Source organism: Mesorhizobium sp., from assembly GCF_004962245.1.
In the GTDB taxonomy this organism is placed as follows: domain Bacteria; phylum Pseudomonadota; class Alphaproteobacteria; order Rhizobiales; family Rhizobiaceae; genus Mesorhizobium.
On the sequence record NZ_SUHQ01000019.1, the window covers coordinates 39,209 to 52,541 of the forward strand.

Below are 13,333 nucleotides of genomic sequence, written 5' to 3' on the forward strand. Positions count from 1 at the left end.
GCTTCTTTTGCTCATCCGCTTCATCCCAGAATGTCCGCGACGTGCTGGAACCAGGTGACCAGGGATGCCGGCAAATAGATGCCGGCGCCAAACACCAGGGCCAGGTGGGAATACATCGGCACGTAGGATGCCTCGACGGGCGCGGTGCTGCCGCGCGGCTCGCCGAAGGCGACACCGGTCAGCCGCAGCAGCAGGGCGCCGAAGGCGAGCAGAAGCCCGAATACCAGGGGGATCGCCAGAAGCGGCTGTCTTGCGAAGGTCGAGCTCACGACCAGGAATTCGCTCATGAAGATGCCGAGCGGCGGCAGGCCGGCAATGGCAACGACGCCAATGACCAGAGCCCAGCCAAGCCCGGGATGCGTTTCCGTCAGCCCTCTTATGTCGGCGATCTTTTGTGTTCCCTTGACCTGCGCGATGTGGCCGACGGCGAAGAAGATCGCCGACTTGGTCAGGCTGTGCATGACCATGTGCAGCAGGCCGGCGAAGTTCGCCAGCGGGCCGCCCATGCCGAAGGCGAAGACGATGATGCCCATGTGCTCGATCGACGAGTAGGCGAACAGGCGTTTGATGTCGCGGCGGCGGTAGAGCATGAAGGCCGCGAAGATCAGCGAGGTGAGCCCCATCGCCACCATCAATGGTCCAGGCGCGATCGCCTCGGGGCTCGCGGCGAGCAGCAGCTTGAAGCGCAGCACGGCATAGAGCGCGACGTTGAGCAGCAGGCCCGACAGCACCGCCGAGATCGGCGTCGGGCCTTCGGCATGCGCATCGGGCAGCCAGGCATGCAAGGGGGCAAGACCGACCTTGGTGCCGTAGCCGAGCAGCAGGAAGACGAAGGCGACGTTGAGCAAAGCCGGGTCGAAACGCGCGGCCTGTTCGATAAGCACCGTCCAGACCATGGCATTGGTGCCCTCGCCGACGACCGGCTGCGCGGCCATGTAGACGAGGATGGTGCCGAACAGCGCAAGCGCGATGCCGACGCTTCCCAGGATGAAATATTTCCAGGCGGCCTCCAGCGCTTCATGCGTGCGATAGATGCCGACCATGAGCACGGTGGTCAGCGTCGCAAGCTCCACCGCCACCCACATCAGACCGATATTGTTCGAGACGAAGGCGAGGTTCATGCCTAACATCATGATCTGGTACATCGCGTGGTAGAAGCGCAGGTTCGGCGCGGTCAGCCGGCCGGTGTCCAGTTCGTGCGCGATGTAGGAGGCGCTGAACACGCTGGTGGTGAAGCCGACGAATGTGTTGAGCACGATGAAGACGATGTTGAGATCGTCGACGAGCAGGTACTGGCCCGGCTGCGGCCGGTCGGTGATGAACAGCGACAGCGCGGCGAGCAAGGTCAGGAAGCTCGCGGCGACATTCAGGCCCGCCGACATCTTGTAGTTCGGCAGCGCCGCCAGAAGTGCCGCCGCGCCGACGGGGATCAGCAGGATGGCGGCCACCGCATCGAAGGGAGCGGTCAACGGCGTTCTCCCCGGTAGTCGTCGAGCGCGCCGACATCCACAGAGTCGAACCTTTCGCGGATGCGGAACAGGAAGACGCCGATGACGATGAAGGCGATCAGGATCGAGAAGGCGACGCTGATCTCGACGACCAGCGGCATGCCCTTGGCGCCGGTGGCGGCCAGCACCAGGCCGTTCTCCAGCGACATGAAGCCGACAACCTGGCTGACGGCGTTGCGGCGGGTGACCATCACAAGCAGGCCGAGCAATATTATCGACAGCGCGAAGGCCAGGTCCTCGCGGGCCAGTGGGTCGGCTTCGGGCGTGACCCGCAGCATCAGCACCATGGACAGCGCCACCAGACCGATGCCGGCCAGCATGGTCGGACCGATGCCGACGGCGGTCTCGATGTCGCGATGGATGCCGATCCGCTGGATGATGCGATGAAGCCCTACGGGAATGACGATCGCCTTGAAGATGAGGGCAATCGCCGCGGTGACATAAAGGTGATGGGCGTCCTGGACGTAGGCCTGCCAGGCCACGGACAAAGCCAGCACCACCGCATGAAGCGCAAAGACGTTGATCAGCGCAAACAGGCGATCCTGATACAGCATCATGAAGCTGACCAGCACCAGGCCGCCGGCGAGCAGATGAGCGATGTCGAAGGTGAGGCCGTTCATCAAAGGCTCCGTGAGACGAACAACAGAAGCGTGCCGAGCAGGGCCAGCATGAGGGCGGCACCCAGGAAATCCGGAACGCGGAAGACGCGCATCTTGGCGATGGCGGTCTCGAACACCGCAAGCAGAATGCCGCTCAGCGCAAGCTTGCCGATGTAGACCGCGACGCCCAGAGCATAAGCACCTGGCCCGGAGCGGGCGGTCACCAGCCCCCAGGGAATGAAGACGCAGGAAATCAGCGACACATAGAGCAGAAGCTTGAGGAAGGCGGCGAACTCGATCATCGCCAGATGGCGGCCGGAATATTCCAGCACCATCGCTTCGTGAACCATGGTGAGTTCCAGGTGGGTGGATGGGTTGTCGACCGGTATGCGGGCGTTTTCGGCGAGCGCCACCATGACGAGGGCGATCAGCGACATGCCGAGCGATACCCGCAGGCCAACCTCCGGCGAGCCCATGAAGGCGGCGACGGTGGAGAGTTGCGTCGCGCCGGCGACAAGCGCCAGGCTGAACACGATCAAAAGCATGGCGGGTTCGGCCAACGAAGCGATCATCACCTCACGGCTTGCGCCGATGCCGCCAAAGCTCGTGCCGACATCCATCCCCGCCAGCGCCAGGAAGAAACGCGCGCTGCCAAGCAGCGCGACGATGGCGATCAGATCGGCGGTCCAACTGAAGGTGAGGCCGGTGGCGAATGTCGGGATGAGCGCGGCGGCGACCCAGGTGGCGGCAAAGATCAGATAGGGTATGACGCGAAACAGCCAGGATGCGTTGCCGGCCAGGACGACCTCCTTGCGCATCAGCCGCAGGAGATCGCGGTAGGGCTGGATCAGCGAAGGCCCCTGGCGGCGCAGCAGTCTCGCCTTCACCTTGCGCACGAAACCGGTCAGAAGCGGCGCCAGCAAAAGCACCAGCATCATCTGCGCGCCCTGGACGGCCAGTTCAGCGATCAGGGCCATAGCGCGAGCACCAGAAGCAAGGTGACGAGGTAGAGGAAGACCAGGGTCAGATAGCGCCGTATGGTCAGGAACTGCAGACGGTTCAGCTTCTCGGTCGCATAGCCGACAGCGCCGGTGATCGGCTGGTAAAAAGTCTCCCAGACCACATCGTGGATTTCCACGGTGAGGCGTGCCGGAGCGGTGGCGCCCGGCGGCGGCATTTCCACCTTTTCCCTGGCACGGAATGCGAATGTGCCGAAGACGCGGCGAATGGGCTGCGCGAAACTGACGGCGGTGTATTGCGCGGCTGGTGTGACGTCGGGAAAGCCGCAACCCCAGGCGGGACCGCGACGCAGCGCATGGGAGGCGAAGCGGTGGATGACGAATGCCGCGAGTGATGCCGAGATTGCGATGAACACGAACACCAGAAGGCCGTTGTAGGAGCTGCGGCTCTCGGCGATCGGCACGATCGACAGCCAGGGCTGCGCCATCTGCACCGGCATGCGGCTGCCGATGAGCGAAAGCGTCACCGGTGAAAGACCGTCTATGACCAGGCCCGGCAGAATGCCGGCAAGCAGACAAAGGGCGGCGAGAGTAAACATTGCCGCCAGCGCGTAGCGATCCACCTCTTGCGCCTGCTCCACCGCCGCGGAACGCGGCCGGCCGAGAAATGTGATGCCGAATGCCTTGACGAAACAGGCCGCGGCCAGCGCCGCCGACAATGCCAGCAGGCCGCCGACGGCGGGCACCATCACCTTCAGGCCCCATTGCGGCAGATCGGGGCTCTGCAATATGGCCTGGAAGGCCAGCCATTCGGAGACGAAGCCGTTGAAGGGCGGCAGCGCCGAGATCGAAACGCAGCCGACGAGAAAGACAAAGCTGGTCAGCGGCATGCGATGGATAAGGCCGCCCAGCTTCTCCATATTGCGCTCGCCGGTCGCCGTGAGCACGGCGCCCGCGCCGAAAAACAGCAGGCTCTTGAAAAAGGAATGGTTGAGAACGTGGAAGAGCGCGGCGGTGAGCGCCAGCGCTGCGGCCGACGGCATCGCGTTGGCCTTGAAGGCGAGCGCCAGGCCAAGGCTAACGAAGATGACGCCGATGTTTTCGATGGTGCTGTAGGCAAGGAGCCGCTTGAGGTCCTTTTCCATCAGCGCGTAGAGGATGCCGAGGACCGCCGTCAGCCCGCCGAGGAAAAGCACGACGACGCCAGACCACCATGCCGGCTCGCCGAGCAGGTCGAAAACGACACGTAGGAAGCCATAGACGGCGACCTTCGTCATGACGCCGCTCATCAGGGCCGAGACATGGCTTGGCGCCGCCGGATGAGCGAGCGGCAGCCAGACGTGAAGCGGGACAAGGCCGGCCTTGGAACCGGCGCCGAGCAGCATGAGAACCAGGGCGGCAGCGGCAGCGAACCGGCTTGGCTCGGCGGCTCGCATCGCGTCGAATGTGTAGGTTCCGTCCGGTCCGGCCAGCAGGCCGAAAGCGAGCAGCAGCGCCAACGTGCCGAAGCTCGCCATCACCAGATAGATGTAGCCTGCCCGCGTATTGTCCTGTTCGCGATGGTGCGCCATGACGAGCGCCCACGAGGCGAGCGACATGAACTCCCAGGACAGCAGGAAGGTGAAGGCGTCGTCGGCCAGCACGACCATGTTCATGCCGGCAAGGAAGGCCGGGAAGAACGGCAGCACCCGGTGTGGCGCAGGTTCGTGATGGCCGTAGCCAAGCCCATAGAGGCTGGCCACGGTGCCGCCCAGATTGACGACGACCAGAAAGAATGCCGACAGCGCGTCGAGACGGAAATGAGCGCCGATCCACGGCAGTCCGAGCGGCAGCGTGACAGGGGACACGCCGGCAGGATCGCCTGTCAGCGCGGCTGTGGCGATCGCGAACATGACGGCCGAGATGCCAAGGGTTGCGCCATAGACCAGATGCGTCGCCGAGCCGCGCCGGCTGACGGCGACAGCCAGCATGGCGGTTCCCAAGAACGCGGCGGCACCCCACAAGAGAAGGGCAACGATCGACGTCACGGCGGGCTCCCGCCGACCTCGGCTTCCGCTTCGTCGGCGCCGGAGATCCTGGCTGGATTGAGGCCGACCTTCAGCCGCACGCCACGTCCGCCAGCCTGGCTGGTCGCGCCTTCGCCGATCAGCTCGATGCCGGCAGCCTCAAGTGCCGCAATCAGTTTCATCAAGGAATCGACATTGCCCCGGATCATCGCCTCGCTGGCTTCCATGCGCTGAATTGTCGGAACCGAAAGGCCGGACAATTCGGCAAGCCGGCGCTGGTCGATACCGAGCAGCGCCCTGGCGGCGCGCAATTGTGGTGCAGTTATCACCGGAGACCCTTCGGCTCATCTTTGAGATATGATGTCTCGGCTCTGCAGCATACATTAAAATGTTTTAACGTCAATTACTGATGCGTGAGACATCGATATTGATGGCGAGCCGACGCGGCTGTGGCCGGGATGAGATCGCGGGCGAACATCCGGGCAATTCCGGGATTTCCTGCGTGCCGACCGGCATCACTACAACGCAATTGTGTTCGAGCCTTATTCCAAAAGGCGTATCCCGGCTTATTTGCAATATTGTGCCACAGCTAAAGGAATAAGTTCGAAAATTGATAGAAATTCCTGGCTTGTTAGAAATTCCTAATTTAAAGTTTAATCAACCGTTTAAATCTAAACTTGCTTTATGCTGTACTCCCGTGCAACCTTTCAGCGAGATGTACCTTTGGTCAGCATCAAAACCGGATCATGAGAGACTTTTGCGCGGCCGACAGGAGCGGGGACGGTCGCCTGTAAAAGCCTTCGGATGGAGGGACAGATATGCCGGATCTAGCAGCTATCGGCCCGAGGACCATAAGTTTCTGGCAGGCACCCAAGCAGCCCTTTATCGCCGGGATCTGGTTCGTATCACCATCGGCTATCGACTATGGATCTGACGGACAAGCTGTCGCCGCCAGCCAGCCAGGGGAATGATCATGAAATTCATAATGTATGCGACCCTGATCACTGCATCGTTGGCTTTCGCCGGCTGCACAACCGATGATGGCTATGATGGCTGTCGCGGGACGGGTTGCCTGGTGGATAGGCCCCATAAAAGGGATCGAAGGATTGACGACCGGCCGCAGTACGACCGGAACGGCAATCCCAACTTCGATACGCGGGGCCGCTACATCGGATGCCGTGGGCTCGGGTGCAAGGTCGACGATCCCGACGACGGGGATCAAAGCATCGACGACAGACCGCAGTACGACAAAGAGGGCAATCCGAACTTCGATACGCGAGGCAACTACCAAGGATGCCGGGGCATCGGCTGCGAGGTCGACACACCGGATGACGACAGCTCATCGGACGATGACGATTCCGATTGATGGCCCCTGCAGCGAGCCGTGGAGGAGGATTGCACTCATGTCTGGATTGAACGGTCTCATCCGCCGACGCACCAAAATCGTCGTGGTCGGCCTTGCGGTGTTGGGAGTGACGCCCGCTCCCGCTTTCGCCGCGGATCACGCCTGCGACGGCGTAAAGGTCGAAGCGACGAAGGCGCGCAAGCAGGAATATGCCCATCTCGTCGTCTCGGCGATGGACAGCAAGTTCAAGCCCGCTCAGGCGAAGTTCATCACGATCATGGAGAGCGGCAACTGGAGCGCCGCCTACGTCTCCACGCCCGTGAGCGATGACGGCGTGATGTTCTTCCAGACAGTCAACGGAAAGAAGCAGTTTCGCGACGTATGGGGCGGCTATGCCGAGCCGTCGGAAAAACCTGAACTGGTATCGTGGGCGAAGAAACTCGGAGCGCCGCAAGATCTAGCAAAGTGTTTTGCCGAGACGGTTACGGAATGACGGCGATGATCGCTGGAGATTGCCGCCCGGCAGGCAAGGAGCCGCGAGGCATCTAGGACAGGTTCCGGACATCGGCCGCAAGGTGTGGAAAATGCAAACTCTTCGAAAATCCAGACTGATCGTGCAGTTCGCCCGTGTATTGGCAACAACCGTGAAAATGACGGCTGTTGTGAGCATAACCGCCCCGCAGGCGATCAATATTGCACATGCCAGCAAGTATGATCTGCCGACACCCTACGTCTCCCGGGCTCTTGATGCGGTTCTGATACCGATCAATCACGCCTCTCGGCACCGCTACCAGATCCCGCCCAAGCTTCGCGGCGTATATGTCTTGGCCGTTGCACCCATGGCGTTGCCGCACGAGAGGGCATCCGACCGGGTGACGTGCTTGCGACAGTGCGGCGTCAAGCGATTTCGACACCGGCCGACGTCGACAGGCTGGTTTGGGCTGCGCTCGCGGTGAGCGTCACCGATTTTCTGTTTGGCGTGAACCGGGGGCCGGATGTCGTCGAGGTAAACACCAACATCACGGTCAACAACTTCAACACCAACATCTCCATCAACAATATTTCGCAATGGACGAGTGTCGACAACCGTCAGGAGTGGACGCAGATCGTCGATGAATACGACGACGAGATGGAGACAAACCTTGGTGACACAAGTTATCGCGGGGACGACTCGCAGCCTGGCGACGACCGTCCGGACGCAGACGCGTCTCCTCCCGATGCCGATGACAATAGTTCCGATGATCAGGACGATTCGGACGACAACGACTCAACGGACGGTGACGATGACCAAAACAGCACCGACACCAACGACGATAGCACGGATGACGATGCGTCGAATGACAGTACCGACAACGACAGTTCCGACGATCAGGACGATTCGAGCGATCAGAATGACGATGAAGACCCGACGGACGGTGGTGATGACCAAAACGACAGCACGGGTGACGTGAATATGGACGACGATGCGTCGGATGACAGTACCAGCGACGCTGGCGGATCGGACGATGACGATTCCAATTAGGCCGACCGTGCCGGCGGTGGACCCCGAGGGAATCCCGACCGTCAACAAGATGATTTCTAAACGGAGGACAATCGATGAAAACCGCCATACTGACCGCTGTCATGGTTCTGGCCATGCCGGCTTTCGCCTTTGCCCAGGACAAGTGCTACGACGCCGCCAAGGATCAGGCTGCCCTGAACCAGTGCGCCGATGCCGCGTTCAAGAAATCCGACAAGAAGCTCAATGATCTCTACAAGCAGATCAAGGCCCGCCTGAAGGACGATGCGGATACCAAGAAGCTTCTCGTTCAAGCACAGCGGGATTGGGTCAAATTTCGCGACGCGGAGTGCAGCTTCCAGACCGCGGGAGCGGCCGGAGGAAGCATGATGCCAATGCTCACCGCCCAGTGCATGGACAGCCTGGCGCAATCCCGTGTCAAGGACTTCGAGGGTTACCTGAAATGCGAGGAAGGGGACATGAGTTGCCCCGTTCCTGCCGCGGATTGACACTTATCACAATCGGGCGGCGGCGAGCGTGATGCCGGCGCCAGACATGAAAGGGTGCGAGGGGCATCATCATCGCGTGAGGACTTGAAGGAGGGCGGATTGTGAAACGCTATGGATCGTCGCTCGCAATGACGATTACGGCATCTGCGCTGTTGGCCTGTGCCATGCCGGCAACGGCACAGGGTGACATGAGCTTCGACGTTACCGTCACGCTTTCCAAAAAGGCAGCTGCCAAGCTCGCGGCCGAAAAGGAGGGCATCGTTGTCTTCGTCGACTACTACGGCGATCCGAAGCGGAGCGCCGAGAGGCACGCCAACGAGATCGGCCAAATCGATCTTGAGCAGCAAAACGAGGAGGTGGCGATACCCGGCACAGGCGGCCACGCCCATATCAGCGGCGCAAAGATCGACACCAAACGTCTTGATTGGCTCGCTGGCCCTCCCAAGGTCAACCTCAACGTTGCATCGGCCCGCAAGAGCAGTTCGGACAATCTGCTCGGCTGCGACTTCATCGACGGCCCACTCAGCGCCGTCCAAAAGCAACCTGTGACGCTTCATTGCGCATTGATCGAAGAAAATTACGACACGGAGTTGAAGCCATAAGGCCCGCAAAGGGAGGAGACGGTTTTCATGCGCCTGCTGTTCGCCATCTGTTTCTGCCTGGCCATGGCCCTACCCGCGACCGCCTATGCCGAGCGCCGTTGTGGCTGGTACTCGAGCCCGACACCCGGCAACCTTGTCCTGACGGACAGGGACGGGGATTGGTGGATCCAGATGCAGGGGCGACCGGATCCCAAAGGCATCGGCAATGTGCCGGCTTTTGACGACCGACGATTCGTCGAGACCAATGTGCCTGGCTCGGGCTACGGCTACGGATGTGCGTGCATGACTGTCGTGACCAACGCCAGGCAACAAAGGATCACCAGGGTGATCTCGGGCGAAATCCTGCCCCTGGCGCAATGTCGTAACGACAAATCGCTGCAAAAACCGGACTGATGGACCATTGTCCGACTTAAGCTGACAACACCCGAAGACGCCGGGAGCGCACTACGACGGCCGCTCCGACCGCGCTTTCACATCCTCGCTCAGCTGCCGCACGATCCCGGTGGTCTTGCGGATATCCGCTTCGCCGAGAGCGTCGCCCATGGTCGAGGCGATCACCATGAGCTGGGTGTTCAACTCGTCATGGCGCGCGTCGCCCTTGCGCGTCAGCTGCACAAGCTTCGAGCGCCGGTGCTTCGGATTGTCGACGAATTCGACAAGTCCCTCGGCCGCAAGCTCATCCGCAAGCCGCTGCATGCGCTGACGGCTGGTGGGTCGCATCTGGGCGATCTGCGGCACGGTGAGAGGACCAAGCAGCGCGAGGCTTCGCATGAAGCCGAAGGCCCCGCCGCCCCAACTGGTGATCAGCCCCGTCTTCTGGCCGAGAGCCCGTATCCTGAAGAAGCACTGGGCCACTTCGAGCATCAGCTCGGTGATCGCCTCGGCCTTGCCGTCAACGGTTGGGCCTGCCCCCGTCCTTGGTCCAGTCTCGCGTCGTGCCGGCGCCATCGCTTCCGTTCCCTCGTCCGTGCCAATTTCTGTCTGACCAATTTCCGCGATTGACACCCCTGTTGTCAATTTCTAGAATGACACCTTAGTTGTCGTTTCTAGGCGGCTATGAGCTTCGTAGCCCTCCAGCATCTGCGGGAGCAGACATGGAAATGGACCCGGCTGAGCGAGAGGTAACCGACACCGGAACCGCAGGCGTCATCGCGAGACCGATCCTCTTCTTTCCTGCCGTTATTCTGGTCGGTCTCGTCCTGGATCGCCTGCTGCCTTTGCCGTTCGCAATCCCGGAGGCCGACGAGGCAGCTTGGGTCGTCGCCGGGTTCCTGATCCTCATCGGTCTTGTGCTTTTTGCCGCGGGAGTCCGCAACTTCTCCCGCGCTGCGACGCCTTTGCCTACGAACCAGCCCGCCCGCGTGCTCGTGACTGACGGTATTTACCGCTGGACCCGCAATCCCATCTATCTCGGCTTTTTTCTCATATACGGCGGCATCGGCGTAGCCGCGCAAAGCCCGTGGGTCCTGATCCTTACGCTGCCGCTTGCTATCACGGTCCGCTACGGCGTCGTCGCCCGCGAGGAGGCGTACCTGGAACGGCGGTTCGGCGATGCGTATCTCGACTACAAGCGACACGTGCGCCGGTGGCTCTGAGCGTCGCAAAAAATGCCGATTGAGTGCTGCCTGACCCCAAAATCTTGCCGAGTTGGTACTATTTTGTCGGCCGGCGACGATCCAGAACCAACGCTACAAGACACTCAATGAACGTGCTTGATGCCTTCGCAGAAAGCCTGGACGGGGTGCGTCGCCGCATCTCGGCGGGAATCGCGCCGCGCCTTGGCCCTCGATCGTGACGATGACAGTCGGCCCAACCGTAATCCTTCACACCAACGCGCCGGCCGGGGCGATGAAGGTGTTGCGGGACAAGCATCCGGGGCTGGCGGTTTATCCTTGTGACAGCTACGCCGGTCTGGCAGCCTTGATAGAAGCGACAAAAGCCGAGATCGTCTACTCGGTGCGCTTCGACGGCACAGCGCGCTTCCCGCGCTCTGCTCTCCTGGAAAGCCCGACGGTGAAATGGGACGGATCATCTGGGTTCCTGGAACCCAGAAAAGGTGACGGTGACGAACGCCGCCGGTGTCGCGGCCGACATGATGGCCGAATACGCGCTGGGAGCGATGCTGTCCTTCTCGCTGGGTCTTCGAAATTTCGCCAGGCATCAGCATGCGCGGACATGGATCGCCGGCACGGTGGAGCCGATCCATGGCAAGACGTTGCTGCTGCTCGGCCTCGGCAGGACCGGGCAAGCATTGGCCCGGCGCGCGAAGGCCCTGGGGCTCACGACGCTCGGCGTGCGTGCCCGTCCCAGGCCAACCGCCGATGTCGATGAGGTTCACGGCATCGAGGAATTGCCGGCGCTTTGGGGCCGGGCCGACTTCATTGCCTGTTGCGTGCCGTTGCTGGAGGCGACGCGCGGGCTGATCGGCCCTGCAGCGTTTGCCGCGATGAAGCCGTCGGCGGTGCTCATCGACGTTTCGCGTGGTGGTGTCGTGGATGAAGCCGCGCTGCTGTCGGCGCTCGACGGCGGCCGCATCAAAGGCGCCGCGCTCGATGTCTTTTCGACCGAGCCACTGCCAAAGGATCACCCGATCTGGAGCTATGAGAACGTGATCGTCACACCGCATTGTTCGTCGGTCTATGATGGCTGGGAAAAGGAAGCCCTGCGCATGTTTGCCGACAATCTCAGCCGCTTTCTGCGAGGTGAACCGCTCGAAAACGTTGTCGATCCCGTTCGCGGTTACTGACGATGACGTCTCCCAATGGCGCCTCGATACAGGAAGCCGACATCGCGATCATCGGCGGCGGCATTGCCGGAGCGAGCGCGGCCTATGAACTGACGGCCGTCTCGTCGGTCATCCTGCTCGAGCGCGAAAGCCATTGCGGTTATCATTCCACCGGCCGGTCGGCCGCCAGCTTTACGGAGAATTACGGCAACGCCATCATCCGGCGGCTGGCGATCGCCAGCCGGTCTTTTCTCGAAGCGCCGCCAGAGGGCTTTTGCGACCATCCCTTGATGCTTCCGCGTGGCATGCTGACCATCGCGCGTCAGGATCAGCTTAGCCGGCTTGAGGAAGAACTCGAAAGGGCCCGCCAACTTGTCCCGTCGATCCATCGGGTAAGCCCCAGAGAGGCGTTGGCGCGCGTGCCCGTGCTGCGATCGGATTATGTCGCCGGTGCGATCGTCGAACCGGACTCTCGCGAGATCGACGTCAACGAGCTTCATCAAGGTTTCCTGCGCAATGCGCGCAAGCGTGGCGGCCGGATCGTCACCAGTGCCGGCGTCGACGCGATCGAGCGGCACAAGGACCGCTGGATCCTGCAGACGAGCCAGGGACTGTTCGCCGCGCCGATCCTCGTCAATGCGGCCGGCGCCTGGGCGGACAGGATTGCCGGTCTGGCTGGAGTCGCCCCGATAGGCCTCGTGCCGAAGCGGCGCACCGCATTCCATGTAGCAGCACCAGATGGCGTCTCCATTGCCGGATGGCCGCTCGTCAACGATGTCGGCGAGGAATTCTATTTCAAGCCGGACGCCGGCCGGATTTTCGTCTCGCCGGCGGATGCGACCCCGAGCGAGCCGATGGATGCCTACCCCGATGATTTCGACGTCGCCGTTGGGGTCGATCGCCTGCAGCGCGCGACGACAATCGACGTGCGCCGGATAGAACATCAATGGGCGGGCCTGCGCAGTTTTGTCAGCGACGCCTCGCCGGTGGTGGGCTTCGACGCCAAGGCCGAGGGCTTCTTCTGGTTGGCGGGCCAGGGCGGCTACGGCATCAAGACATCGCCGGCGCTGGCCAGGGCATGCCGCTATCTGATCCGCACCGGACGTTTGCCGGATGAACTGTTGCGTCAGGGCATAGAGCCGGGCGATCTTGCGCCTGGCCGGATCAGGGCGACATCCGCGCCGGAGCCAGAGCATAGTGAGCAAGGATGACCGCATGACAATCGAACGCTTCGAGAATGGACCACGCTTCTGCCGGGTGCTCAGCCACAATGGCATGGTCTATCTGGCCGGCATGACGGCCGACGATCTGTCGGGCGACACCACGCAGCAGACGCGCGACGTACTCGCCAAGATCGACAGCTATCTGGCGAAGGCCGGCAGCGACAAGACCAGGATCCTGAGCGCCACGGTGTGGCTGCGCGACATTGCCGACTTCGACAAGATGAACGCCGCCTGGGATGCCTGGATCGACAAAAGCGCCATGCCGGTGCGGGCAACGGTCGAGGCCCGGCTCGCCGGCGACGGCTATCGCGTTGAGATCATGGTGACCGCTGCGGCCTGAAAACGGCCTATCAAGGAGA

Annotated in this window: 16 protein-coding genes; 10 read left to right on the forward strand and 6 right to left on the reverse strand. The window is 61.9% G+C overall.

Features of this window, described 5'->3' with window-relative positions; translation table 11 throughout:
- Positions 1-20 precede the first annotated feature (20 nt).
- The 5 genes from E5X88_RS20410 to E5X88_RS20430 are packed head-to-tail and all read right to left on the reverse strand — an operon-like array spanning position 21 to position 5,401.
- Positions 21-1,469: a hydrogenase 4 subunit F gene (locus E5X88_RS20410; protein ID WP_292164457.1), complete on the reverse strand. Its 1,449-nt coding sequence runs from the start codon at positions 1,467-1,469 to the stop codon at positions 21-23.
- Positions 1,466-2,128: a hydrogenase-4 component E gene (locus E5X88_RS20415; RefSeq protein ID WP_292164459.1), complete on the reverse strand. Its 663-nt coding sequence runs from the start codon at positions 2,126-2,128 to the stop codon at positions 1,466-1,468. Before E5X88_RS20415 ends, E5X88_RS20410 begins: the two co-directional genes overlap by 4 nt.
- Entirely contained in the window at positions 2,128-3,084 is a 957-nt protein-coding gene (locus tag E5X88_RS20420) for an NADH-quinone oxidoreductase subunit H (protein ID WP_292164461.1), read from the reverse strand. Before E5X88_RS20420 ends, E5X88_RS20415 begins: the two co-directional genes overlap by 1 nt.
- Positions 3,075-5,093 carry a hydrogenase 4 subunit B gene (gene hyfB / locus E5X88_RS20425; protein ID WP_292164462.1) on the reverse strand — a complete coding sequence of 673 codons (2,019 nt, stop codon included), beginning with the start codon at positions 5,091-5,093 and terminating at the stop codon, positions 3,075-3,077. Before hyfB ends, E5X88_RS20420 begins: the two co-directional genes overlap by 10 nt.
- Positions 5,090-5,401 carry a helix-turn-helix transcriptional regulator gene (locus tag E5X88_RS20430; protein WP_292164463.1) on the reverse strand — a complete coding sequence of 104 codons (312 nt, stop codon included), beginning with the start codon at positions 5,399-5,401 and terminating at the stop codon, positions 5,090-5,092. Before E5X88_RS20430 ends, hyfB begins: the two co-directional genes overlap by 4 nt.
- 644 nt (positions 5,402-6,045) lie before the next feature.
- On the opposite strand from E5X88_RS20430, the gene E5X88_RS20435 reads away from it, so the two are divergent.
- The 6 genes from E5X88_RS20435 to E5X88_RS20460 all read left to right on the forward strand — a co-directional run bounded on the left by E5X88_RS20435 (position 6,046) and on the right by E5X88_RS20460 (position 9,419).
- On the forward strand, positions 6,046-6,438 hold the full coding sequence (locus tag E5X88_RS20435) for a hypothetical protein (protein ID WP_292164464.1): 393 nt from the start codon (positions 6,046-6,048) through the stop codon (positions 6,436-6,438).
- Positions 6,401-6,910 (forward strand): hypothetical protein, encoded by a 510-nt coding sequence (locus tag E5X88_RS20440; protein WP_292164466.1) that lies wholly within the window; start codon positions 6,401-6,403, stop codon positions 6,908-6,910. Before E5X88_RS20435 ends, E5X88_RS20440 begins: the two co-directional genes overlap by 38 nt.
- A gap of 384 nt (positions 6,911-7,294) precedes the next feature.
- Entirely contained in the window at positions 7,295-7,939 is a 645-nt protein-coding gene (locus tag E5X88_RS20445) for a hypothetical protein (RefSeq protein WP_292164468.1), read from the forward strand.
- Between the two features lie 74 nt (positions 7,940-8,013).
- Positions 8,014-8,424: a lysozyme inhibitor LprI family protein gene (locus E5X88_RS20450; RefSeq protein WP_292164469.1), complete on the forward strand. Its 411-nt coding sequence runs from the start codon at positions 8,014-8,016 to the stop codon at positions 8,422-8,424.
- 101 nt (positions 8,425-8,525) lie between these two features.
- A complete protein-coding gene (locus E5X88_RS20455; RefSeq protein ID WP_292164472.1) occupies positions 8,526-9,026 on the forward strand; it encodes a hypothetical protein in 501 nt (166 codons plus the stop codon).
- Positions 9,027-9,053: 27 nt separating this feature from the next.
- Positions 9,054-9,419, forward strand: a complete 366-nt coding sequence (locus E5X88_RS20460) for a DUF4087 domain-containing protein (RefSeq protein WP_292164473.1) — start codon at positions 9,054-9,056, stop codon at positions 9,417-9,419.
- A 51-nt stretch (positions 9,420-9,470) separates the two neighbouring features.
- Here the strand turns inward: E5X88_RS20460 and E5X88_RS20465 are convergent, their stop codons facing one another.
- Positions 9,471-9,974: a MarR family transcriptional regulator gene (locus E5X88_RS20465; RefSeq protein ID WP_292164475.1), complete on the reverse strand. Its 504-nt coding sequence runs from the start codon at positions 9,972-9,974 to the stop codon at positions 9,471-9,473.
- Between the two features lie 146 nt (positions 9,975-10,120).
- Between E5X88_RS20465 and E5X88_RS20470 the strand changes: the two genes are divergently transcribed.
- The 4 genes from E5X88_RS20470 to E5X88_RS20485 all read left to right on the forward strand — a co-directional run bounded on the left by E5X88_RS20470 (position 10,121) and on the right by E5X88_RS20485 (position 13,314).
- Positions 10,121-10,621: an isoprenylcysteine carboxylmethyltransferase family protein gene (locus E5X88_RS20470; RefSeq protein WP_292164477.1), complete on the forward strand. Its 501-nt coding sequence runs from the start codon at positions 10,121-10,123 to the stop codon at positions 10,619-10,621.
- A 461-nt stretch (positions 10,622-11,082) separates the two neighbouring features.
- Entirely contained in the window at positions 11,083-11,772 is a 690-nt protein-coding gene (locus E5X88_RS20475; RefSeq protein WP_292164479.1) for a D-2-hydroxyacid dehydrogenase, read from the forward strand.
- Positions 11,773-11,774: 2 nt separating this feature from the next.
- Positions 11,775-12,962, forward strand: a complete 1,188-nt coding sequence (locus tag E5X88_RS20480; protein WP_292164481.1) for an FAD-binding oxidoreductase — start codon at positions 11,775-11,777, stop codon at positions 12,960-12,962.
- Between the two features lie 4 nt (positions 12,963-12,966).
- The gene (locus E5X88_RS20485) at positions 12,967-13,314 is read left to right on the forward strand and encodes a RidA family protein (RefSeq protein ID WP_292164482.1); all 348 of its coding nucleotides are present in this window, start codon (positions 12,967-12,969) and stop codon (positions 13,312-13,314) included.
- Positions 13,315-13,333 lie beyond the last annotated feature (19 nt).